Origin of the sequence: Stenotrophomonas oahuensis, from assembly GCF_031834595.1 — a bacterium.
GTDB classification, from domain to species: domain Bacteria; phylum Pseudomonadota; class Gammaproteobacteria; order Xanthomonadales; family Xanthomonadaceae; genus Stenotrophomonas; species Stenotrophomonas oahuensis.
The window spans coordinates 3,033,341-3,056,389 of the sequence record NZ_CP115541.1; the positions used below are offsets into that span (position 1 = coordinate 3,033,341).

Annotated in this window: 15 protein-coding genes; 7 read left to right on the top strand and 8 right to left on the bottom strand. The window is 66.5% G+C overall.

Annotation, left to right across the window (positions count from 1 at the left end):
- Positions 1 to 8: 8 nt before the first annotated feature.
- The 4 genes from PDM29_RS13530 to PDM29_RS13545 form a co-directional block, all read right to left on the bottom strand.
- Positions 9 to 335, bottom strand: coding sequence for a DUF3325 domain-containing protein (locus PDM29_RS13530; protein WP_311190627.1), 327 nt, complete (start codon positions 333 to 335; stop codon positions 9 to 11).
- Positions 332 to 1,909: a PepSY-associated TM helix domain-containing protein gene (locus PDM29_RS13535; RefSeq protein WP_311190628.1), complete on the bottom strand. Its 1,578-nt coding sequence runs from the start codon at positions 1,907 to 1,909 to the stop codon at positions 332 to 334. Before PDM29_RS13535 ends, PDM29_RS13530 begins: the two co-directional genes overlap by 4 nt.
- Positions 1,906 to 2,217 (bottom strand): hypothetical protein, encoded by a 312-nt coding sequence (locus PDM29_RS13540; protein WP_311190629.1) that lies wholly within the window; start codon positions 2,215 to 2,217, stop codon positions 1,906 to 1,908. The genes PDM29_RS13535 and PDM29_RS13540 overlap by 4 nt, the downstream gene beginning before the upstream one ends.
- 197 nt (positions 2,218 to 2,414) lie before the next feature.
- Positions 2,415 to 3,836 carry a GGDEF domain-containing protein gene (locus PDM29_RS13545; protein WP_425508674.1) on the bottom strand — a complete coding sequence of 474 codons (1,422 nt, stop codon included), beginning with the start codon at positions 3,834 to 3,836 and terminating at the stop codon, positions 2,415 to 2,417.
- A gap of 186 nt (positions 3,837 to 4,022) precedes the next feature.
- On the opposite strand from PDM29_RS13545, the gene PDM29_RS13550 reads away from it, so the two are divergent.
- From PDM29_RS13550 to PDM29_RS13560, 3 genes are all read left to right on the top strand, one after another.
- Entirely contained in the window at positions 4,023 to 5,039 is a 1,017-nt protein-coding gene (locus tag PDM29_RS13550; protein ID WP_311190631.1) for a cation diffusion facilitator family transporter, read from the top strand.
- 66 nt (positions 5,040 to 5,105) lie between these two features.
- Positions 5,106 to 5,855, top strand: coding sequence for a 2,3-diphosphoglycerate-dependent phosphoglycerate mutase (gene gpmA / locus PDM29_RS13555; RefSeq protein WP_311190632.1), 750 nt, complete (start codon positions 5,106 to 5,108; stop codon positions 5,853 to 5,855).
- A 150-nt stretch (positions 5,856 to 6,005) separates the two neighbouring features.
- Positions 6,006 to 8,099 carry a M13 family metallopeptidase gene (locus PDM29_RS13560; RefSeq protein ID WP_311190633.1) on the top strand — a complete coding sequence of 698 codons (2,094 nt, stop codon included), beginning with the start codon at positions 6,006 to 6,008 and terminating at the stop codon, positions 8,097 to 8,099.
- Between the two features lie 156 nt (positions 8,100 to 8,255).
- Here PDM29_RS13560 and PDM29_RS13565 read toward each other — a convergent pair whose 3' ends face one another.
- The 4 genes from PDM29_RS13565 to PDM29_RS13580 all read right to left on the bottom strand — a co-directional run bounded on the left by PDM29_RS13565 (position 8,256) and on the right by PDM29_RS13580 (position 13,940).
- A complete protein-coding gene (locus PDM29_RS13565) occupies positions 8,256 to 8,816 on the bottom strand; it encodes a hypothetical protein (RefSeq protein ID WP_311190634.1) in 561 nt (186 codons plus the stop codon).
- Positions 8,817 to 8,906: 90 nt separating this feature from the next.
- A complete protein-coding gene (gene mfd / locus PDM29_RS13570) occupies positions 8,907 to 12,374 on the bottom strand; it encodes a transcription-repair coupling factor (protein ID WP_311190635.1) in 3,468 nt (1,155 codons plus the stop codon).
- A 77-nt stretch (positions 12,375 to 12,451) separates the two neighbouring features.
- The gene (locus PDM29_RS13575; RefSeq protein ID WP_125358321.1) at positions 12,452 to 12,997 is read right to left on the bottom strand and encodes a GNAT family N-acetyltransferase; all 546 of its coding nucleotides are present in this window, start codon (positions 12,995 to 12,997) and stop codon (positions 12,452 to 12,454) included.
- An 85-nt stretch (positions 12,998 to 13,082) separates the two neighbouring features.
- Positions 13,083 to 13,940, bottom strand: a complete 858-nt coding sequence (locus PDM29_RS13580; RefSeq protein WP_311190636.1) for a 23S rRNA (adenine(2030)-N(6))-methyltransferase RlmJ — start codon at positions 13,938 to 13,940, stop codon at positions 13,083 to 13,085.
- 45 nt (positions 13,941 to 13,985) lie between these two features.
- Between PDM29_RS13580 and creB the strand changes: the two genes are divergently transcribed.
- The 4 genes from creB (at position 13,986) to PDM29_RS13600 (ending at position 23,026) form a co-directional block, all read left to right on the top strand.
- Complete coding sequence (gene creB / locus PDM29_RS13585; protein WP_311190637.1) at positions 13,986 to 14,675, top strand: two-component system response regulator CreB; 690 nt, start codon at positions 13,986 to 13,988, stop codon at positions 14,673 to 14,675.
- A 1-nt stretch (position 14,676) separates the two neighbouring features.
- A complete protein-coding gene (gene creC / locus PDM29_RS13590) occupies positions 14,677 to 16,110 on the top strand; it encodes a two-component system sensor histidine kinase CreC (RefSeq protein ID WP_311190638.1) in 1,434 nt (477 codons plus the stop codon).
- A 71-nt stretch (positions 16,111 to 16,181) separates the two neighbouring features.
- Positions 16,182 to 17,534 carry a cell envelope integrity protein CreD gene (gene creD / locus PDM29_RS13595; protein WP_311190639.1) on the top strand — a complete coding sequence of 451 codons (1,353 nt, stop codon included), beginning with the start codon at positions 16,182 to 16,184 and terminating at the stop codon, positions 17,532 to 17,534.
- Between the two features lie 221 nt (positions 17,535 to 17,755).
- Positions 17,756 to 23,026, top strand: coding sequence for a dermonecrotic toxin domain-containing protein (locus PDM29_RS13600; protein WP_311190640.1), 5,271 nt, complete (start codon positions 17,756 to 17,758; stop codon positions 23,024 to 23,026).
- The last annotated feature ends 23 nt before the right edge of the window (positions 23,027 to 23,049 follow it).

Here is a 23,049-nt window from a genome sequence, read left to right on the forward strand (position 1 = left end):
AGCGGAAATCAGGAAGCGGGATCGCGCGGGGCGCGGGCGGGCGGAGCGCCTGGCGAAGGACGCGCACGCGGGGCGGTCCGGTAGCTGAGCCAAAACATAGGAGGGGCGGCAGCGGCGGCCAGGACACCCAGGCCCGCGATCACGCCGTAGGCAACACCCCAGCCGGAAATGCAGCAGGCCATGCCAGCGGTGAGCGCGGTCCACCCTGCGAGACGCAGGCCACGGCTCCGCCACCGGGACGGCAAGACGCCGAATACGTCGCGATGGTGGCGATCCATCGACAGCGCCAACGCAGTGAATCCAGCGACCGCGAGCAGCCAGGCCAGCATGCTCATGCGCCCGCTCCGCCTGCGACCAGCGGGGTGTCACGCGAGGCGCGGCCGCGACGCGCCACCGGCACATGGCGGTGTACCTTGCGTGCTGTCCACAGAAGGGCCACGCCAATCAGCGCCAGCCCCAGGTCGATGCCGGCGGTGGCGGCGTCGCCCACCGCGAAAGCACTGAACAGTCCACCCTTCCAGGCCAGCAGGTTGAACACCGGCAGCAGCAGCCCGAGTACACCGGCGACGGACAACTGCTCCACCCACGCACGGCGCGGCGCACGCAGGCTGGCATGCAGCAGGCACAACACCCACGCGGCGAAGAACACGCTGATCTCGGCTTGGGCGCGGGCGTCCAGACTGACCGGCAGCAGCCGGTTGCCCCACAGGAACGCCAGCATCGCCAGTGGCAGGCCGGCAACGAAACCGATGTTCATGCGCTCCACGAAGCGGAACGCGCGCGGCGGTCGAACCGGATCGGGCAATTGCTCGCGCCGTTTCACCGTCCACAACACCAGCCCGGTGGCCACCATCAGCGTGCCGGCCACGCCGGACAGGAAGAACAGCCAGCGCATCAGCGTGGGAGCGAAGCGTGCCGCATGCAGGCCGATCATGCCATCGCGGGCGAACACCGCCGCCGAGCGCTCGGTAACCGGACTCTGCAGCGCGCCCTGGGCGTCATAGCGCAGCGCCTCGCCGTTGTCGGCGATGCGGTCGCCACTGTCGCGGCGGAAGGTGATGCGCATGGCCGCGTCGCCGGGGTGGTCGACCACCACGGAAGCGGCATGGCCATCTCCCCATTGCCGCTGCGCGCTGTCCATCAGCGTTGCCAGCGCCGGCATCACCACGCGCTGCCCCGCGGGCTGCACCTTGGCCTCGCGCGGGAACAGCTCGGCGAAGAACGCATCACGACTGCCAAATTTCGCCTGCACCGCCCATGGCATATACACCGTCATCAGGGTGATCAGTCCGGTGTAGGTGATCATCAGGTGGAACGGCAGCGACAGCACCGCCAGCGCGTTGTGGCCATCGAGCCAGCTGCGTTGGCCCTTGCCACGGCGGAAGCTGAAGAAGTCGGCGAAGATCTTCTTGTGGGTGATCACCCCGCTGATGATCGCCACCAGCATGAACATCGTGCAGAAGCAGACGAACCAGCGCGCCCACAGCGCCGGCACATAGTGCAGGTCGAAGTGCAGCCGATAGAAGAAATCGCCGCCGCGGGTGTCGCGCGCCTGCACCGGATTGCCTGAGGCATCCAGCGTGGCCTGCCACGGATTGGGCTGGCCGCGTTTCGGTTCTGGTGCGTCCTTGGGCTGCCAGCGCACGGTGGTGGCATTACTGCGGGAGCCCGGCAGTTCAATCGACCAGCGTTTGGCGTCAGGCGCGGTGTGCGCGAGGAAGTGCTGTGCGTGGTCCAGTGCAACGTCAGACGTTGCGGGCAGCCCGAGTTCCGGCTGCATCCAGCGGGTGAGCTCGTTGCGCCAGTAGCTGGCGGTGCCGGCAATGAAAATCAGGTACAGCACCCAGCCGACCACCAGCCCGGACCACGTATGCAGCACCGCCTGAGACTGACGGAATCCCTGGCTCATGCGAGCCCCAGCGCGTGCAGCGCGGCGGGCGCTGCGCCCAGGGCGATCGCCGTGATCAATCCCAGTACCGCACGCGGGGTGCTGCGTGCGGCATAGGCCCAGATCGCGGCGAGCGCATAGACCACGAAGGACGCCATGGTGGCGACCAGCGCGGCGTCAGCGGGACTGCCCGGCAGCAGGCGCGCAAGGCCGTCGGCCCAGGCCGCCGCCACGGCATAGCCGCCGATCAGCGCCAGCAGCCCAAGCGCCCACAACTGGGCATTGCCCTTGCGCCGGGCAGGCGGTACGCGGGAGGGGGGGATGGACATCGTGGATGTCGTTGAGAACGGGGTGGCAATTGCGACTCACTATTATTTGAGATCGTCACATGGGGCGTATCCCCCGTTTGGGGGATGCCACGACCTACGGTCGTAGCTTGACAGGTCGTAGAGCGGGGCTTGCCCCGCTGCTGTTCGCGGCGAACGTCCAGCGGGGCAAGCCCCGCTCTACGGGCCCACCGCAACGGTCAGCGGCGGTGCTGCATGCGCCGGTCGGGGGCGGGCGGCAGGTCGTCGCTCGCAAGCACCACGCGGTTGCGACCGCGCTTCTTGGCCTCGTACATGGCGGCATCGGCGCGCGCCATCAGATGCTCGAAATCCGGATGCTCGTCGTGCGCGGCCACGCCGATGCTGGCAGTCAGCGCCAGTTCCTGGCCGCTGGGCAGGGTCAGCGGGCTGCGTGCGATATGGCCGCGCAGGTTCTCGGCAATCGACACCGCCTGGTCCACGGTAGCGGCCACCAGCACGATCACGAACTCCTCGCCGCCATAGCGGAACAGGTAGTCGCTGCCACGGGTGAACTGGCTCAGCAGCCCGGCCACGTGCTGCAGGGCGCGGTCGCCACCGTCGTGGCCGTGGGTGTCGTTGATCACCTTGAAGTGGTCCAGGTCCAGCAGCAGCACGGCGAACGGTGTATGCGAACTGCTCGCCAGTTCGATCTCCCGGCGCAGCACGGTCGGCAGGAAGCGGCGGTTGAGCAGGTGGGTGAGGGCGTCGCTGCCGGCGTCCAGTTCGCCCACCCGCTCGAACAGCATGCCGAGCAGGGTGCGGATCTGCTCCAGCTTCTTGCGGATGTGCAGCAGGGCACGCATGCGGGTACGGAAGTCGCTGTGCGTCAACGCATCGGGCAGACGCGCATCGATGCGCTTGATCAGCGCGTCGATCTGCTGGGTTTCGCTGCTTTCGCCGAAGCTGGGGCGGCCCTTGTGGGTAAACCACAGTCCAAATTCGGATTCGGCCAGCCACGCCCCTTCCGTCTCTGCACGCTGGCTGGCCATGGCGTACAGCAGGCCGTTCTCCCAGTCCAGCAGCAGGGCGCGCTGCCGCTCGCGTTCGGTGCTGACATTCTGCACCAGCGAGAACAGGCGATAGGCCGAGTCGGTGCGCGCCGAGCGTTCGCGTGCATGCGCATAGGCCAGGGTCATGCCTTCCATGGCGATGTCGATCACCGCGCTGAGCGCATTGATCGCGCGGAAGGCAACGTCGGCACTCGGCGCGCGGTCCTGCAGCTCGGCGAACAGGTGCCGCTTGATCACGCGGGCACCGCGGGTCACCAGATCCACCGGGATGCCGACGCGGGCGTGTACGTCACCGATCACCCGCTGCGCGGCCACACTGGTGGGCACAGACGCCGGAATGGTCACCAGCAGTTGCTGCAGCCAGCGCTGCATCGAGGGTTGCAGATGCTGGCGAACCTGATCGTGTGACAGGTAGCGCGCGGCGCGCGGATCTTCCAGCAGTACCGCATAGAAGTTTTCCGCCAGCGCGGGAGCCACTTCAGGGGCCATCTGCTGCATCAGTGCCATCGCCTCCGCGCCGGCTTCCTGCAGGCTGAGCTGCCAGGCGGCGATCAACGCCTGGCTGGCGCGGTCCATCGATATCGTGTGCACGGAACTGTGACCTATGACTCAAAACATCAGTATCGGTGCCTGATCGCAAAGATGTAGGCGAAGTTGTCGCACCTGCGACGATTGGTCGCGGCCCGCGGGCGTCGTTCCTGCAATGTTATAAACACCGTAATAGTCTCCTCACGTTCCACCGCGCTAGCCTGTAGGCCTTGCACAGGAGCTGTTGCCATGGGTCACGACCACGATCACCTCCCCAGTGAGATCCGCCACGAGAAGCCGCTGTGGTGGGCGCTGGGGCTGACCAGCACGTTCCTGCTGGTGGAGGTGGTAGGCGCATTCTGGACCAACAGCCTGGCGCTGCTGTCCGACGCGGCGCACATGGCCACCGATGCGTTGGCACTGATGATCGCGCTGGTGGCGGTGCGGTTGAGTCGGCGTCCCCCGGACGCGCGCCGCACCTACGGCTACGCGCGGCTGGAAGCGCTGGGCGCGATGATCAACGGTGCGCTGCTGTTCGTGGTCGCCGCGTACATTCTGTGGGAAGCCATCGCGCGCTTCCGCCAACCGGTGGAGATTGCCTCCACCGGCATGCTGGTGATCGCCGCCTTCGGCTTGGCGATCAACCTGATCTCGATGCGCCTGCTGCGCGCGGGCAGCGGCGAAAGCCTCAATGTAAAAGGGGCTTACCTGGAAGTGTGGGCCGACATGCTTGGTTCGGTGGCGGTCATCGTGGGCGCGCTGCTGATCCGCTGGACCGGCTGGAAGGTGATCGACCCGATACTGGCGGTGCTGATCGGCTTGTGGGTGTTGCCGCGCACCTGGGTGCTGATGCGTGAAGCCATCAACGTGCTGCTGGAAGGCGTGCCCAAGGGCATCCAGGTCGACGCCGTGCGCGCGCGCCTGTGTGCCCATCCCGATGTGCGCGACGTGCACGACCTGCACGTATGGGCACTGGCTTCCAGCACGCCCGCGCTTACCGCCCATGTGGTGATGGCCGACGGTGTGGACGCCGACGGCCTGCGCCGCCAGCTGGGCAGCGCATTGCACGAAGACTTTGGCATCGACCACGTGACCCTGCAGGTCGAAGTGGACCACTGTGGGGATGACTGCGCCGATGGCAGGCCAGCGGGCGGCCACGGGCACGATCATGCGCATGGGCACGACCACGCCGGCCACCCTCACGACCATGGCCACAGCCGGCGCGGCCCGGACGCCCAGGGCCACCACGGCCACCCGCACGCCTGAGCGGGGCAGGGGGCAGGGTTGCCGCTACAATGGCGGTCTGCCTTGCCACCTGTTGGAGATACTGCAGTGACCCGGAAACTCGTACTGTTGCGCCACGGCCAGAGCCAGTGGAACCTGGACAACCGCTTCACCGGCTGGGTGGACGTGGAACTGACCGAGCAGGGCCGCCGCGAGGCCGCTGCCGCCGGCAAGCTGATGCGCGAAGAGGGCCTGCAGTTCGACGTGGCCCACACCTCGGTGCTCAAGCGCGCCATCCACACCCTGCAGGGGGCCCTGGCCGAGCTGGACCAGGACTGGCTGCCGGTGAGCAAGAGCTGGCGCTTGAATGAGCGTCACTATGGTGGTCTGCAGGGTCTGGACAAGGCCGAAACCGCCGCCAAGCACGGCGAGGACCAGGTCAAGATCTGGCGCCGTTCCTACGACATTCCGCCGCCGCCAATGGACCTGGAAGACCCGGGCCACCCGATCCACGACCGTCGTTACGCCGGCCTGGACCGCAATGCGCTGCCGGGCACCGAGTCGCTGGCCACCACGCTGGAGCGCGTGCTGCCGTACTGGTTCGATTCGATCGCGCCGCAGCTGAAGGACGGCAAGACCGTATTGGTCACCGCACACGGCAACTCGCTGCGCGCGCTGTACAAGTACCTCAACAACGTCTCGCAGGAAGCCATCCTGGAATTGAACATTCCGACTGGCATTCCGCTACTGTTTGAACTGAACGACGACCTCAGCGTGCAGTCGTTCCGCTACCTGGGCGACCCGGAAGCGGCGCGCAAGGCGGCCGAGGCCGTGGCGAATCAAGGAAAGGCCAAGTAACCGTCGACGCCGTAGAGCCGGGCTCTGCCCGGCTGCTTTTTCCATGCGGACCCTGTGACCTTTGGCCGGTCCGCCCTGCGCACCTCCCGCGCTAGGCTGTGAGATTGCCCGCCTTGCGGGCAATGCTTCCAACTGCAGCCGGAGTGACGCATGACCTTTACCAAGCTGGCCCCGCTGGGCCTGACCGTTGCCATTGCCGCCTCGCTTGCCGCCTGCGGCAAGACCGACGCCCCCGCCGCCGACGCCACCCCGGCCAAGGCGGCGTTTGATCAGTCGCAGATCAAGACCCCGCTGATCTCGCTCAACAGCGCCGACCTCGACCCCGCCATTGCCGCCTGTACCGACCTCAACGGGTACGTCAACAGCAAGTGGCTGAAGGCCAACCCGGTGCCGAACGACCAGACCACCTGGGGCAGCTTCGAGATCCTGCGCGAGCGCTCGCTGGAAGTGCAGCACGCGCTGGTGCAGCAGGCCGCCGGCAGCCAGGCCAAGGCCGGCAGCGTTGAAGCCAAGATCGGCGACATCTGGAAGACCGGCTCGGACGAAGCCAAGATCGAAGCCGCTGGAATCACCCCGCTGCAGCCGCAGCTGGACAAGATCGCCGCGCTGAACGACACCGCCGCCATCACCCATTACCTGCGCGACAGCCAGGCGCAGGGCCAGGGCGTGCTGTTCTCGCTGTTCGCCAATGCCGATTACAAGGATTCGGCCAACGTCATCGCCTACGTCGGCCAGGGCGGTCTCGGCCTGCCCGAGAAGGGCTATTACATCGACGACGCCCAGGCCAAGATCCGCGACGCCTACGTCGCCTACATCGAACAGGTGCTGACCCTGTCCGGCGTTGACGCCGCGCAGGCCAAGACCGATGCCAAGGCGGTGATGGACTTTGAAACCCGCCTGGCCAAGGCCTCGCTGACCCGCATCGAACTGCGCGACCCGGCCAAGCGCTACAACCCGGTCAGCGCGGCTGAAGCCGACAAGCTGACCCCGAACTTCAGCTGGACCGCGCTGTTCGACACCCTGAAGGTGCCGGCCGCGCAGAAGTTCTCGCTGGCCCAGCCGGGCTTCTTCAGCGAAGTGGACAAGATGCTTGCCGACGTACCGGCCAGCACCTGGCAGGCTTACCTGCGCTTCCACACCGTCGATGATGCCGCGCCCTACCTGAGCAGCAACTTCGAGAAGGCCAACTTCGACTTCTACGGCACCACCCTGCGCGGCCAGAAGGAAATGCAGCCGCGCTGGAAGCGCGTGCTCGATTCGGTCAACACCTCGATCGGCGAAGGCCTCGGCCAGCTGTACGTCGACGCCGTGTTCCCGGCCGAATCCAAGGTGCAGATGCAGCACCTGGTCGAGAATCTCTCGGTGGCGCTGAAGGCGCGCCTGGAGAAGCTGGAGTGGATGGGCGAGGACACCCGCAAGAAGGCACTGGAAAAGTGGGCCAGTTTCACCCCGAAGATCGGCTACCCGGACAAGTGGCGTGACTGGTCGGGCCTGGAAACCAATGCCGACAGCTACCTAGGCAACATGCAGGCCGCGCGTGCGTTCAACTACCGCTACATGTTGAACAAGATCGGCAAGCCGGTCGACAAGACCGAGTGGGGCATGACCCCGCAGACCGTCAACGCCTACTACAACGCGACCAAGAACGAGATCGTGTTCCCGGCCGCGATCCTGCAGGCTCCGTTCTTCGACGCCAAGGCCGACCCGGCACTGAACTACGGCGGCATCGGCGCGGTGATCGGCCACGAAATGATGCACGGCTATGACGATTCCGGCAGCCAGTTCGCCGCCAACGGCAACTTCGACAACTGGTGGACCGACGCCGACCGCAAGGCCTTTACGGGCCGTACCGACCAGCTGGTCGCGCAGTTCGATGGTTACGAGTCGCTGCCGGGCGTGAACGTGAAGGGCAAGCTGACCCTGGGTGAGAACATCGGCGACTTGGGCGGTTTGACCGTGGCGTACGACGCGCTGCAGATGGCGCTGAAGGAAGACCCGAAGGCCAATGTGGAGGTCGATGGCCACACCCAGGACCAGCGCTTCTTCATGAACTGGGCCACCGTGTGGCGTCGCAACTTCACCGACGGTGAGCTGCGCGTGCGTCTGAACACCGACCCGCATGCCCCGGCCAACTTCCGTGCCAACGGCGCGCCGTCGAACATGCCGTCGTTTGCCGCGGCGTTCGAGTGCAAGGCCGGTGACGCGATGGTGCGCGCTGACAACAAGCGTGTGGTGATCTGGTGATTGCGTGGGTCACGACCAACGGTCGTGACCTACCTGCAGCGGGATCACGACCAACGGTCGTGACCTACCTGCACGGGGATCACGACCAACGGTCGTGACTGCTGCAAGCCTGGGTAGCACCCGACCGTTGGTCGGGTGCTCTTGAAACGCCCGGGATCAGCCCGGGCACTTCAGGTAGTTGGACAAGGTGTTCTGCCAGCCCTGCTGCGGATTGAAATCCGGTACCAGGCCACCGCCCTTGCCGGTGAAAGCGGCCATACCGTGATTCAGCATGTAGGTGGGCGCGTAGCTGGGCGGACCGATGCGCTTGGCATGCTTGCAGACGCCGGCGATGTAGGCCGGTGCCTTGTCCGGGGCCAGCTGGGCCCTCAGCGCGTCATTGAAGCGGGTCTGGGCTTCTTCGCCCATCGACTCACCGATGACCGCCTTCATTGCGGAATACACGCCGTGTGCCGATTCGTCGGCCACGCGCTGGCGGTCGAAATTTGAAAACACCCCGGCGAAGTTGTACAGGTCAATCGCCTCCTGGGTCCGACCTTCCTGCAGACAGCGGGGCAGGGCGGCCATCATGACCGCCGGATTGACGCTGGCGGTAATCTGCGCGCGCGACAGGCAGGGGGGGGCAATGTCGTCGCTGTTCTGTTGGGCGTGGGCCGCGGGGGCCAGGCTGAGCAGCAGCAGCCCCAGCGGGGCGGCGGTGCGAAGGAATCCTTGCATGGGTGAAGCTCCTCGAATGGTATGGCGGCCATGGCTGGCCGCCTCACAGAATCCGGAAGTCACCGCGATAGTGCAAGACCAGGCAGGGTTTCAGCCGGGTGTCAGCGTCGTCAACAGCGCCTTTGCCGCATTGAAGCGGTCTTCGGGCAAGGGCAGCGGCACCTTGATGCGCAGCTTGTCCGGGCCATCCATGGTGTACAGCTTGGGCTGCTTCTGGATCATGGTGATCACCGCCATCGGGTCGATCTGCGGCTTGGCCTCGAACACGATGCGGCCGCCGGCCTCACCCAGTTCCAGCTTGCGGATGCCCAGCGCATTGCACTGCAGTTTCAGCTCGGCAATCGCAAACAGATACTTGGTGGGATCTGGCAGCAGGCCGAAGCGGTCGATCATTTCCACCTGCAGCTCACGCAGTTCGGCACTGTCACGCGCGCTGCTGATGCGCTTGTACAGGGTCAGGCGGGTGTGCACATCGGGCAGGTAGTCGTCCGGGATCAGCGCCGGCACGTGCAGCACCACTTCCGCACCGCGCACTTCCTCGCCGCTGTCCAGATCGGGCAGCTTGCCTTGGCGGATGCTGCGCACCGCCCGCTCCAGCAGCTCGGTGTACAGGCTGAAGCCCACTTCAGCCATCTGGCCGCTCTGGTCTTCGCCCAGCAGTTCGCCGGCGCCGCGGATTTCCAGGTCATGCGTGGCCAGGGTGAAGCCAGCGCCCAGCTCGTCCATTGAGGCAATCGCTTCCAGGCGCTTCTCCGCATCTGGCGTCATCGCGCGCTTGTCCGGCACCACCAGGTAGGCATAGGCGCGGTGGTGCGAACGGCCGACACGGCCACGCAGCTGGTGCAGCTGGGCCAGGCCGAAGCGGTCGGCGCGGTTGATGATGATGGTGTTGGCGTTGGGAATGTCGATGCCCGATTCGATGATCGTGGTCGACAGCAGCACGTTGTAGCGCTGCTTCTGGAAATCCAGCATCACCCGTTCCAGTTCGCGCTCGGGCATCTGCCCGTGGGCGATGCCGATGCGGGCTTCCGGCACCAATTCGGCCAGGTCGCGCTGCATGCGGCCAATGCTTTCCACGTCGTTGTGCAGGAAATACAGCTGGCCGCCGCGCGACAGCTCACGCTGGAAGGCTTCCTTGAGCAGCGCGTTGTCCCAGGCGGTAATGAAGGTCTGCACCGCCAGCCGGTTCGGCGGCGGCGTGGCAATGATCGACAGGTCGCGCAGCCCGGCCATGGCCATGTTGAGCGTGCGCGGAATCGGCGTGGCGGTCAGGGTCAGCAGGTGCACGTTGGCGCGCATCGCCTTCAGCGCTTCCTTCTGGCGCACGCCGAAGCGTTGCTCCTCGTCAACGATGACCAGGCCCAGGTCCTTGAACTTCACGTCCGGCTGCAGCAGCCGGTGGGTGCCGACGATGACGTCGATGGTGCCGGCGGTCACCTTCTCGAGCTCGGCCTTGATCTCCTTGCTGGTCTTGAAGCGCGACAGCACTTCCACCTTCAGCGGGTAATCGGCGAAGCGGTCGCGGAAGTTGCGGTAGTGCTGTTCGGCCAGCAGGGTGGTCGGTACCAGCACCGCGACCTGCTTGCCGGCACTGGCGGCGGCAAAGGCCGCGCGCACGGCCACTTCGGTCTTGCCGAAGCCGACGTCGCCGCAGACCACGCGGTCCATCGGCTGGCTGCTGGCGAGGTCGCGCAGGGTGGCGTCGATGGCGGCCAGCTGGTCCGGGGTTTCCTCGAACGGGAAGCCGGCCGCGAAAGGTTCGTACATCGCCCGGTCGACGTGCAGGGCCAAGCCGGCACGGGCCTGGCGGCGAGCCTGGATTTCCAGCAGTTCGGCGGCCACGTCGCGGACTTTTTCAGCGGCCTTGCGCTTGGCCTTGGTCCACTGCTCGCCGCCCAGCGAATGCAGCGGCGCGGTTTCCGGCGATGCACCGCTGTAGCGGCTGATCAGGTGCAGCTGGGCCACCGGCACGTACAGGCGGTCGCCCTTGGCGTACTCGATCTCCAGGAATTCGCCCGGCATGCCGCCAGCATCGAGCACGATCAGGCCACGGTAACGACCCACACCGTGATCTTCATGGACGATGGGGGCACCTTCGGTCAGCTCGCCGAGGTCGCGGATGATCGCTTCGGGTTCGCGGCCGACCCGGCGGCTGCGCCGGGTGGTGCCGGCACGTTCCGGGAACAACTGGCGCTCGGTCAGCACGGCCAACGCCGGTGCTTCCAGCGCGAAGCCGTCTTCCAGCGGGGCCACGGTAATCGCAAAGCGCGCGCTGTCGTCGGCCAGGAACCCCGGCAGGTCGGGGACCACTGGCGGCTTGAGTTCGGCGGCCGCCAGCACTTCCAGCAACGCTTCGCGGCGCCCTGGTGAATCGGCGGCAATCAGCACGCGGCCGGGGTAGTGGCCCAGGAACGACTTCAGGGCTTCGCCCGCAGGTGCATCGCGCGCGGCCACCGGCAGGGGCGGCAGTGGCTGGTCGCCCAGCGGCTGCGCCTCGGCGATGCGCGGATGGTCCGCAGCCCAGACCTCCACACGCGCCAAGGTGTTCAGGTGCGCATTGAGGCCTTCGGGGGTGAGATACAGCTCGGTGGGAGCCAGCAGCGGCCGTTCCACGTCATGCCGGCGCTGCTCGTACCGGTTCTGGGTCTGCGCCCAGAATGCCGCCGCCGCTTCGCCCACACCGGTGGCGAGCACCGGCAGCACGTTGGGCTGCAGGTAGTCGAACAGCGTGGCGGTCTGGTCGAAGAACAGCGGCAGGTAGTACTCCACGCCGGCCGGTGCCAGCCCGGACTTCAGGTCCTGGTACAGCGCGCTGCGCCGGGTATCGACGTCGAAGCGCTCGCGCAGGGTGGCCAGCACCCGCGACACGCTCAGCTCGTCCAGCGGCACTTCGCGGCCGGGCAGCATGCGCACCGCGTCAACCTTGTCCAGCGAACGCTGGCTTTCCGGGTCGAAGGCGCGGATCGAGTCGATGTCTTCGTCCAGCAGTTCCACTCGCAGCGGGGCATCCGCGCCCATCGGGAACACATCCAGCAGCCCGCCGCGCACCGCGAAGTCGCCCGGGTCCATCACCTGCGGCACGTTGCGGTAGGCCGCCGCTTCCAGCCGCCGCTTCTCCGCATCCAGATCCAGGCGCTGGCCAACCTTCAGGTCGAAGCTGCCACCGATCACATACTTGAGCGGAGCCAGCTGCTGCAGCAGCGTCTGCACCGGCACCACCACGATGCCGCGCTTGAGCGTGGGCAGGCGGTGCAGCGCGGCCAGGCGCTGGGAAATGATGTCGGGGTGTGGGCTGAAGGCGTCGTAGGGCAGCGTTTCCCAGTCCGGGAACGCCACTACGGGCAGGCTGTCATCCGCGCCCAGCAGGGTATGCAGATCAGCTTCGATCTGGTTCGCCCCATGGTTGTCGCGGGCGATGACCAGCAACGGGCCGTCATGCGTCTGCGCGGCGCGGGCGATGTGCCACGCCAGCGCAGTGGCCGAAGCGGGAGCGCGCCACCAGGCGCGGAGCTGGCCGGCACTCGGCAGCGGCGGAGCGGAGTAGGAGATACGTGACATGAGCCGGCGATTTTAGCAGACGGTGCCGTGGTCACCGGGTCACGCCGGTAGTGCCGGCCGCTGGCCGGCAACCGCGATCAACTATCCAGCTCAAGTACCATCCGCACCAGCCCCGGCGTGCCCTGCGGGTGCGGCATCGGCTTGAACCCCAGCGAAGCGGCCAGCTGCTTCATCGGTTCGTTCTCTTCGGCCACATCGCCATACAGGCGGTCCAGGTACTTGCCGCGCGCCCACTTCACCAGCTTGCGCATCAGCTGCCGGCCCAGCCCCTGGCCCACCAGGAAGCGGCTGATCAGGATGGCGTACTCGGCGTCGCGGGTACCGGAGATGATCGAAGCGCGGGCCACCGCGCCCACCACCGCTTCACCGGCGGGCACCGATTCGGCGGCCACCAGGGTGATTTCGGTCTTGGGGTTGGGATGGGTCAGGCGCTGGGTGGTGTCCGGCGACAGCTCGGTCACCGACTGCAGGAAACGGTCGCGGATTTCTTCCGGACCAAACAGACTGAACGATGCCTGCAATGGCGCGCTGTCTTCCGGCCGGATCGGACGGATGAGCAGTTCGTGCCCACTGGGGGCCTTGAAGATCTCGTGCCAGGGCGGCATGCGGTTACGGGTAGCCATACCGGTGATTCCTTGGTGGTCTTCGGATTCTCGCATCCCCGGGGGCGCGTTCCGTGAACGAAACACTCACACGGGGAACGGGGGCTTATTCGGCCTGCTTCAACCATTGCAGGCGGGTGCTGGCACCCGCTTCGCCCAGATGCTGCTTGAGCACCGGCATGGCCGGGGCCAATATCTGGTCGAACTGCCACGGCGGATTGAGCAGCAGCATGCCGCTGCCGTTGAGTCTCAACGGCGAATCGTCCGGGCGCACCAGTAGTTCTACTGTAAGCACCGACTTCACCGGCAGCGCGCAGGCCTTGCGCAGGAAGTGCAGCACGGTGCGGCGCTGCTTGATCGGGAACCAGATGGCGAAGCTGGCCTGGGCCCAGCGGCCCAGGATCTCCTCGATCGAGGCCAGGATGCGCTGGTACTCGGCGTCCTGTGCCTCGTAGGGCGGGTCGATCAGCACCAGCCCGCGGCCGATCTTCGCGCCGTTGGCCTTCGGCGGCAGCAGCGCCTTGTTCTGGGTGTAGCCGTCGGCCTGCAGCACGGCCACGCGGCTGTCATGGGCGAACAGCGCCTTCAGCGTGGCCGCTTCGGCATCCTGCAGTTCGCACACCGCCATGCGGTCCTGCTCGCGCAGGGTCTGTGCGGTCAGCAGCGGCGAGCCGGGATAGTTCACCAGCGCGCCCACCGGGTTGTCGGCCTGTACGGCTTTCAGGTAGCGCTCCACCACCGCAGGCAGCTTCGGCTGCGCCATCAGCCGCATCACCCCGTTTTCCGCTTCCAGGGTTTTGCGGCTTTCTTCGCTGGTCAGCAGGTAGCGGCCGGCACCGCCATGGGTGTCGAGCACGAAGAACGGGCTGTCCTTGCGCTTGAAAGCATCAAGCAGGGCCAGCTGGACAATGTGCTTGAGCACGTCGGCGTGGTTGCCGGCGTGGAAGGCGTGGTGGTAATTCATGCGCGCAGTGTACGGGGCAAGGGCGTCAACGGCTATGCTGCGCGCATGAACGCTACCGCCCCTGCCGTCCTGGTTGTCGAGGACGAGACCGCCATCGCCGATACCGTGCTGTACGCCCTGCGCAGCGAGGGCTACCAGGCCCGGCACTGCGCCCTGGGCAGCCAGGCCCTGCAGCTGCTGCGCACGGAAACCGTGGACGTGGTGGTGCTCGACGTCGGGCTGCCGGACCTGAGCGGTTTCGAGGTCTGCCGCGCGCTGCGGGCTTTCAGCCAGGTGCCGGTGATCTTCCTGACCGCCCGCAACGACGAGATCGACCGCGTGCTCGGCCTGGAGCTTGGGGCGGACGACTACATGGCCAAGCCGTTCTCGCCGCGCGAGCTGGTGGCCCGGGTGCGTGCGCGCCTGCGCCGGGCGGTTGCGCCGGAGCAGGCGCAGGGCTGGCAGTCGCATGGCCGCTTCGCCATCGACCGCGATGGCCGCCGCATCCGCTATGGCGAGCAGCTGCTGGACCTGACCCGGTACGAGTACGCCCTGTTGGCGGCGCTGCTGCAGCGTCCGGGCGCGATTCTCAGCCGTGCGCAGTTGATGGATCGGGGCTGGGACAGCGATGCCGACAGTGCCGACCGCACCGTGGACACCCACGTCAAAACCCTTCGCGGCAAGCTGCGGGCGGCCGGGGCCGACCCGGACCCGATCCGCACCCACCGCGGCGTGGGCTACGCCCTGGAGGTGTAGGGTGCGGCTGGGGCTGAAGCTGTTCCTGGGGCTTTTCCTGATCGTCGGCATCGCCGCGTTCTTCGTGATGCGCGTATTCGTCAACGAGGTCAAACCCGGTGTGCGCCAGGCGATGGAAGCCACCCTGGTGGATGCGGCCAACGTGCTGGCTGAAATGGCCGCCGCCGACCTCAAGGCCGGACAGATCGCCCGCGGGCGCTTCGTGCAGGACCTGGCGCGCGCGCAGCGACGTGACCCCAAGGCCATGGTGTGGCGTTTCCCGAAGCGTTCGCTGGACTACCGGGTCACCATCACCGATGCGCGCGGCATCGTCGTGTACGACTCCATGGGTCAGGACATCGGCCGCGACCACTCGCGCTGGAACGACGTCTATCGAACGCTGCGCGGCGAATACGGCGCGCGTTCCAGCCCGGAAACGCCGGGTGACACCACCCGCACCGTGATGCATGTGGCCGCGCCGATCATCGACCCGGACGACGGCCGCACCCTGATCGGCGTGCTCAGCCTGGCCCAGCCCAACCGCAGCATCGATCCCTTCATTGCCGCCAGCCAGCGCGCCATCATTGAACGGGGGGCGTGGTTGATCGGGTTGTCGGCGTTGATCGGCGTGCTGATGACCGCCTGGCTGATGCACGGGGTAGGGCGGCTTAATCGGTATGCACAGGCGGTCAGCCGTGGCGAACCGGTGCCGCCACCACCGCCGCGCCGGGACGAGATCGGCGACCTGGGCCGCGCGCTGGAAACCATGCGCCGCAAGCTCGAGGGAAAGGCGTACGTGGAGCAGTACGTGCAGTCGCTCACCCACGAGATGAAAAGCCCGTTGGCGGCCATCCGCGGCGCAGCCGAGCTGCTGCAGGAGCCGCTGCCCGAGGCCGACCGCGTGCACTTCGCGCGCAGCATCCAGGGCCAGGAGCAGCGTCTGACCGAGACCATCGACAAGCTGCTGGCGCTGGCCGAAGTGGAACAGCACGGCTGGCTGCAGAAGCGCGAGCGCCTCGCGGTGCAGCCGCTGCTGCAGGCGGCGGCTGAGGCGGTGGCGATGCGTGCGCAGGCGGCCGGGGTGACCGTGCATGTGCAGGTTGCTGATGGATTGTCGGTGTTGGGTGACAGGTGGCTGCTCGGGCAGGCGCTGAATAATCTGCTGGAGAATGCGCTGGCGTTTTCACCGGAAGGTTCGATCGTGGAGCTCAGCGCGGCGCGCGTCGGCGATGCCGTGGTGCTGCACGTGGCCGATCGCGGCAGCGGTGTGCCGGACTACGCGCTGGCGCGCGTGTTCGAACGGTTCTATTCACTGGCGCGGCCGGCGACCGGGCAACGCAGTTCCGGGCTGGGGCTGTCGTTCGTGCAGGAGGTGGCGCGGTTGCATGGGGGGCGGGTGACGCTGGCCAATCGTGAAGGGGGCGGGGCGGTGGCCTCGCTCTACGCTTCACTCTGACTTCATATTCGGCTCAAACCTTCCACACCCACCGCAGTGAAGCTGGCACCCTCCCAAACCGAGGACGGGTGATGAAGTCTCTGCACATGTTGTTGCGGTTCGCCATTGTGGGCGGACTGATCCTGCTGCTGTTGATCCCCTTGATGATGATCCGGGGCGTGATCAGCGAGCGCGAAGCCTACCGCGACGAGGCCTACCTGCGCGTGGCGCAGAGCCGGGCCGGTGCGCAGACCTTGACCGGCCCGATCCGGGTGGTGCCGTGGCGGGAAAGTCGCCAGGTGGAAACCGTGGACGCGGCCGGGGTGAAGAAGACTGAAACCCAGGTGGAGGACAGCTATTGGCTGCAGATGCCGTCCAGCTTGGTGGTGGAAGGCAGCATGCAGCCGGACGAGCGCCGGATCGGCCTGTTCCGGGTGCCGGTGTACAGCTGGAAGGCCAAGGTGCGTGCCGCCTTCAGCCAGGACGACTACCCGGTGCGCGAGGGTCGGGTGTATGGGCAGCCCTACCTGGTGGTGGGCATTGCCGATGTGCGCGGGCTGGTGGGGTCGCCGAAGCTGGCGGTGGACGGCGAGGCGCTGAGCCTGCAGCCGGGGCTGGGCGATGTCACCGGCATGGGCAAGGGCCTGCATGTGCCGGTGCGTGGCTTCAGCGACAACGCCGGTGGCGTGCTGGCAGCCAGTACGGTGGAACTGGACCTGGTGCTGGATGGCACGCGCTCGCTGGCGGTGGTGCCGGTGGGTGACGACAGCCGCATCGCGGTGCAGTCGAGCTGGCCGCACCCGTCGTTCGGCGGCAGCTTCCTGCCCAACCAGCGCACGGTGGATACGCAAGGCTTCAATGCGCAATGGTCGGTGTCGTCACTGGCTTCGCAGGCGCAGCGCCAACTGCGTGGCAGTGGTGACAACGAACCGGAAACCGTCAGCGTCGAGCTGGTCAATCCCGTGGACATCTACACCCAGGCTGATCGCGCCAGCAAGTACGGCATCCTCTTCATCCTGCTCACCTTTGTCGGCTTCATCCTGTTCGAGTTGATCAAGGACCTGCGCATCCATCCACTGCAGTACCTGATGGTGGGCCTGGCGCTGGCGATCTTCTTCCTGCTGCTGCTGAGCCTGTCCGAACACATTCCGTTCTGGGTGGCGTACGCGGTGTCGGCAACGGCCTGTATCGGACTGCAGGCGGTATACCTGACCGGCGTGCTGCGCAGCCGTCTGCGCGGTCTGGGGTTTGCGGCGATGCTGACCGTACTCTATGGCGCGCTGTATGGCCTGCTGGTGTCGGAGAACAACGCGCTGCTGATGGGCTCGCTGCTGTTGTTCGGCGTGCTGGCGGCCGCCATGTGGATCACCCGCCGGATTGACTGGTATGCGCTGGGGGCGGGCGTGAAGCCGGCGCATGACGCAGGTGACTCTGGCGCTGCGTGATTGAATGATTACGGTGCAGGGTCACCTTCTGACCTGTGCCGCGCATGATTCCAATGAGCGACGTCAAGGGGGGCCAAGGGGCCCCCCTTTGTATTGCATCGACCTCCGGTTCGCTGATTCCGTCCGCGGAACGACCGCCATTGCCTGAAAACGTCAGCAATCGCACCCACCCATGGCCACCGGTATCTGCCCAGCGGCCAGCAGCAGATGAGGATCTGGCGGTGCAGGCGCTTGTTGAGCGGATCCTTTGCACCGGCGCACCCCAGGCCGAAACCGTCGTGGGGATGCTGCGCCGGAAGCTGGAAGAGGTGGACGAACCAGAGACCCGTGCGGCCATCATGGCGCGCTTCGAGCAGGCGCTCATCGGCGAGCCCGGATGGGCCGATGCCATGGCATCGCTGACCCGCAACACGCTGCAGGTCGTATTCAACCGGACCGGTTGGTCGGTGCTGTCCGCGGCCATGCCCACGACGGCAGCGCTGTTGGCGGGCGCGCAACTGCTTCAGCAACGCAGCTGGTCCGGGGTGGCTGCGGTACTGGCCGCGCTGGCTCCGGGTCTGCCTACATTGCGGAGCCACGCAGAGTTCGAGGCGCTGGTTCAGTCGCTGCCGGTTTCCCTGCGCGACAGTCTGGCCACACTCAATGACTGGGTGGAGGCGATGGACGCACCTTTCGCACCGCGCCTTCAGCTTGCCCCAGCACTGGCGGTGCTGACTGCGGCACTGCTGTGGCAGTTGCAGCGGATGCTGCCAGAAGCCCGCGCGCCCCGCCACGGTGTGGCCGCGTTCGTCGCCGCACTACCGATGCACTGGGGGAAGCTGATCGGATTGTGGCGTCCCCTTGGTGGCCTGCTGGCTCCGCCTCCGTCTCAGACGGTTCCGCGTCTTATCACCTGGCTGCGTGATCGACCAGGCGAGATCGTGCCGGCGGCCTCCCTGCCGTTGTCTGCGGCCGCTGTCGTGCCGCTGCCGGCAAAAGGCGGCAGCATCGTCGATATTCCGGACGATCATGCTGGCGCGGTGCGCGCTGCATCCGGCGCGGCGCGCACCGACCTGGGCCTGCTTGGATTGGGAGGCAGCCTGATGGTGGCCGGTCTGACCATGATCCACCAGGGCTGGAAGCTGGTGTTCGTCAACGTCCCCGCTGCGACGCCGGACACCGCACCCATCCCGGATTCCTACGCGCGGCCCGTTGCCGAGGTCATTCCGCTGCTGGACGAAATTGTCGACGTCAGCGGCAATGCCACCGTCTGGGAGGATATCTACACGCGCATTGACGATGCTCCGCTGCAGTCGGTGGACGCGCTGGTCGAGATGGTGCAGCAGCGGCTGATCGCCAACGCGCTGGTGGACGAGGTGCTGGTCGCGCCCACGCGGGTGCGGCGCGCGGTGAATGACCATAGTCCGTTGCCGGCACCCGCGCTGAATCAATCGGTTCAGGTAAACCAGCGGGATGGTCTGCTGGCGGCCAGCAAGCAACTCGTGGATGCCGCCCAGGCGTTGCCTTCCGGCCCTGCGCAGCCAGAGGAGGCCGTGGTCGGCAACGAGAACCGGGTCGCGCTGGCGATGGCGCGCATGCACCTGCGACGCTGGATGCATCATCACGGAGGTAGCCGCCAGCAGCAGCACGCAGCGCTCGAGATTGCACTACGCGCACTGACCTATTCGGACAAACAGCTGGAACGGGTCAGCCTGGGGCTGCCCAACCTGGACCGCCACATCGCCACCGAGCTGGTACAGCAGATACAGAGCAGTACCAATCTGACGGTGGATCCGCACGGAATCTACCTCAACACCTTCAGCGAGAGCTTCTGCTGGCCGGACTGGGAAGCACGCCAGGTGCCCGGTCCGGATCCGGCGATGCGTGGGTGGTACAGCACCTACCCGCGCAATCGCCGCATACGCAGTGGTCTGATCAGCTCGGATACGTTGGTGGAAGCCACGCTGCTGCCACCGAAGACCGACGCCGTGCACAGCGGGTTGTACAACAGCGGCGTGCCGGGCACGCATTTCCCCATCGAGGAAGTGCAGCTCACGCTGGGGCAGTTCAATGACGCAATCAACGGCAGCGACTATCTGGGTAGTTTCCAGAACACGCTGTCCACGTTCATCGGCGCGTGCGAGGGCCGCGCCGCGCATGCCGAGCGCGATGCCTATCTGGAGGCGATGAGGCAGCGGCTGGCCGGTACTTCCACCCTGCTCAACGCGATGGGCCATCTGGATGAAGCCGGCCTGTGGCTGATCGATACCCTGCTGCGCTACCCGACCCAGTTCGGCACCGGCACCGGCAACACCACGCTCGGGCGTGCGCTGGCTCTGCCGGGCCAGGACATCCAGGTGCACGCGTTGAACGCGCAACCGGCCGGTGGCGGCACCGTTCCGCTGTACGGACTGGTGCTGGCCGAGTCGCAGCCGTCTCCGGAGCGCCGCAAGGGTGCGGTGGTACTGATCTCGCCGACGCGTCTGCCGTTGGTGGAACAATTTACATCACAGGCCGACGCGTTGCAGCGTCTGGCCGGCGAAGTCCCACACCAGCTGCACAGCTGGGTCCCGTTGCATCTGCATGCCCGCTGGAGCGCAGGCAATGGACCGGTGGTGCTCGGGACGTCGGTCGACGACGATCTGCTGCGTGCACTGCTCCTGCAGCAGCTCAACCTCCGAAGCGAGCGGCTCAACCACACCCGCGGAGCCAGCGCGGCCGACACGCGCAAGGACTATCTGGCGCTGGACCGCCGATTGCTGGCGTTGCCGCCGTCGGTGGCGACCCCGATGCTCACTGCGGCCAACGAAGCGGCGACCGCATCCGGCCTGGACCCCTACGATATTCTCGGTGTTCACTGGCTGGTGCAGCTGGGCGTGCCGTCGCGTGGCGTGCTGCGCAATGCGGAAGTGGAAGACGCGCGCTGGCTGAACAGCATGGCGACCACCCGTGGGCTGTTGGAGTTCAGCTACCCGCTGCCTGTGCGTTACGTGGCCGACGCGCTGGAGCGGGCGATTCTCAACCAGACCCGGGTGGCGATTGATACGACGGCACACTATCTGGTTCGCTTCTCAGGCGGCACCGCGAATGTGGCATCGCCCAGTGGCTTCGTACATGACGCCAACCAGAAAACAGGTGCCTGCCGGCTGGTGGAATGTGCGTTCGACAAGGCCAAGGGATATCCGGACGGGGCACCGGGTTCCAGCGACCTGGGGATCTATACGGCCGATAACAGCACGGTGTACGACCAGGACACCGAGGTGGACGGGCTGCTTCCGGGCCTTTTCCTGTCGGTGGTGCGTGGGCTGGATCTGCGCAGCGGTTACCTGGATGCCATCGCGGAATTCTGGAAGACCCAGCGCGACGAAGTGAAGGTGTGCCTGCGTGGGGTCTACATGTTTTCTGCATGGCAGCAGTTCGCCGAGGGCTCGTTGTCCGCCCACGGGCTTCAGCTGGCAATCTCCGCCACCGGCTACATGCTGGCCGCACAGGCCGAGGATCGTGCATTCCGATGCCATATGGCCGATGGTTCACAGGTGAGCTGGGTGAGCATCTATGGCGCGCAGTCCACCTTGATGCGCATCGACCATCAGGGCGGCTCGCAGGTGCTGTTGTATTCGCCGGGGGACAACGTGGCCTTCCGCGAGTTCTCCGATGCCGCCCAGCTCAGCGCGTGGCTGGGCCGGGTGGTGAACAGCCTGCAGGGACGCAGCTGGCTGGAAGCGTCGTTTGATCTGGCCGACCTGCAGGATGGATGGTTTTCCAATGGCGTCTCCAGCACGCTCGGGAAGGCACCGGAGGATCTGTTCAAGGGCAACAGCACGGGGCCGGCGATCAATGGCGAAGACCTGTTCGACGCCATGGCCACCCGGCTTGAGCAACGCACCGTGAACGATGCAGACACTTTGTTGAGTTCGAACTGGGAGACCTGGCGTGACCTGCTGCAGCGACGCCTGCAGGTGTTCGACCTGGTAGTCGGATTGGTCAGCATTCCACTTCCCGCGTTGATCCCCGTGGTGGCCGTGGGCGCGGGAATTGAAATGGGATTGGGGATCGAGAAAAGCGTGGACGGGCGTACCCAGGCGGACAGGCATGACGGGGCTGTGGACGCGGCGTGGGGCGCGGCAGGTGTGGCGCTGACGGCTCCTTTCGCGATGGGACGTACGGCGGCCCGGACTGCCGCACTCAGCACCGAAGAGGGGCTGCGGCTGGTGCCGGCGGTACAGGCCATCACCGACGCGGCGGAAGTGGCGCGTGTCGATCCGCTCGCCAGGCTCAGCGCGCGTTACGCGCAACCGGCCGGTCTGGTGGTCGAAGGTGCCCGACCGGCTGACAACGGCATCTACCACTTTGCAGGCAGGCACTACATCCGCCAGGCGGGCAACGTGTACGAGGTGTCGTTCGACAAGTTCAATCGCACCTGGCGGCTGAAGAATCCCAACCCGGGTCTGATGTACCAGGATCCGGTCCGGCTCAACGCCGATGGCCTCTGGGAGCCGCATACGGAGGTGGGACTGCGCGGCGGCTCGCCGGATCAGCCCTACGTGTCGCGCAGCACCTCCGCCGATGCATCCTACGTCAATGCCGTGCAGGTGGAGATGCAGCGTTCGACCCAGTCGCTGGACAGCGCCGGTGCGGATTTCCGCTGGGGCAGGACGCACTGGGAGCGAGTGGCACTGCCTTACGAAGTGCAGCAGGGAGCCAGCCTGGCCAGGATGAAGGAACTTTTCGTCTCCGGCCGCCTGGAACCGGCACAGCGGGGCGCGATGTCCGCGATCATCGCGCGGCTGGAACGCACCATGCGGATCGAACGTGCGCTGCGGGTGGAAGAGGCGGTGGCAGCGGCCGTCGAGGCCAATGAAGGGGCTTTGATTCCGGTGTCGCAGATGATGCTGGAGACCGGCCAAGGCACACGCATGGGCTGGTGCACCGGCATGTCGCGGATGCTTGCGCTGGGCATGGCCGAAGGCAAGCTGGGCGTTGTCATCCGTAATCTTCGACGGGCGATGCGCCGGCCCAACGAGGGGCTGGGTGCCGAACTGCTGGGCGCGGTCCGGGACGCGCAGGGGGCCGCGCTGTTGCCGGGTACCGCGTCGGCGCATGCCCCCATTGAGTACACCGACATCGGTCGCTTCCTGAACAGCGTGAAGGGGGACGCCCAGTTCTTTCTGACCGGCACCTCGCACCACATGGTCGCAGCAGTCAGCGAATTGCCCAATGGCGTCAGGGTTTTCGAGGTAGGCGACCCCAACATCGGCGTGATCCGCTTCTACAAACTCAGCAAGTTCAACCGCTTCATGCGCTATCTGTTCGGCTCCCGCTACTTCAGCGCGCTGTCGGGCAGCGCATCCCGGGCCGGCCGGGAAACCCTGGCTGAAATGTACGGAGCCACCCGAGCGACCAGTCAAGGCGCGGCCACGCAGTTCATGATCCGCCAGGTGGACCCGCAGAAGCTGATCCGGCAGGCCCGGGCGCGCGGCTGGGACCGCCTGCTGCGGGACGTGCCGGACTGAGGCCCCCTTTGCCGGCAGGGGCG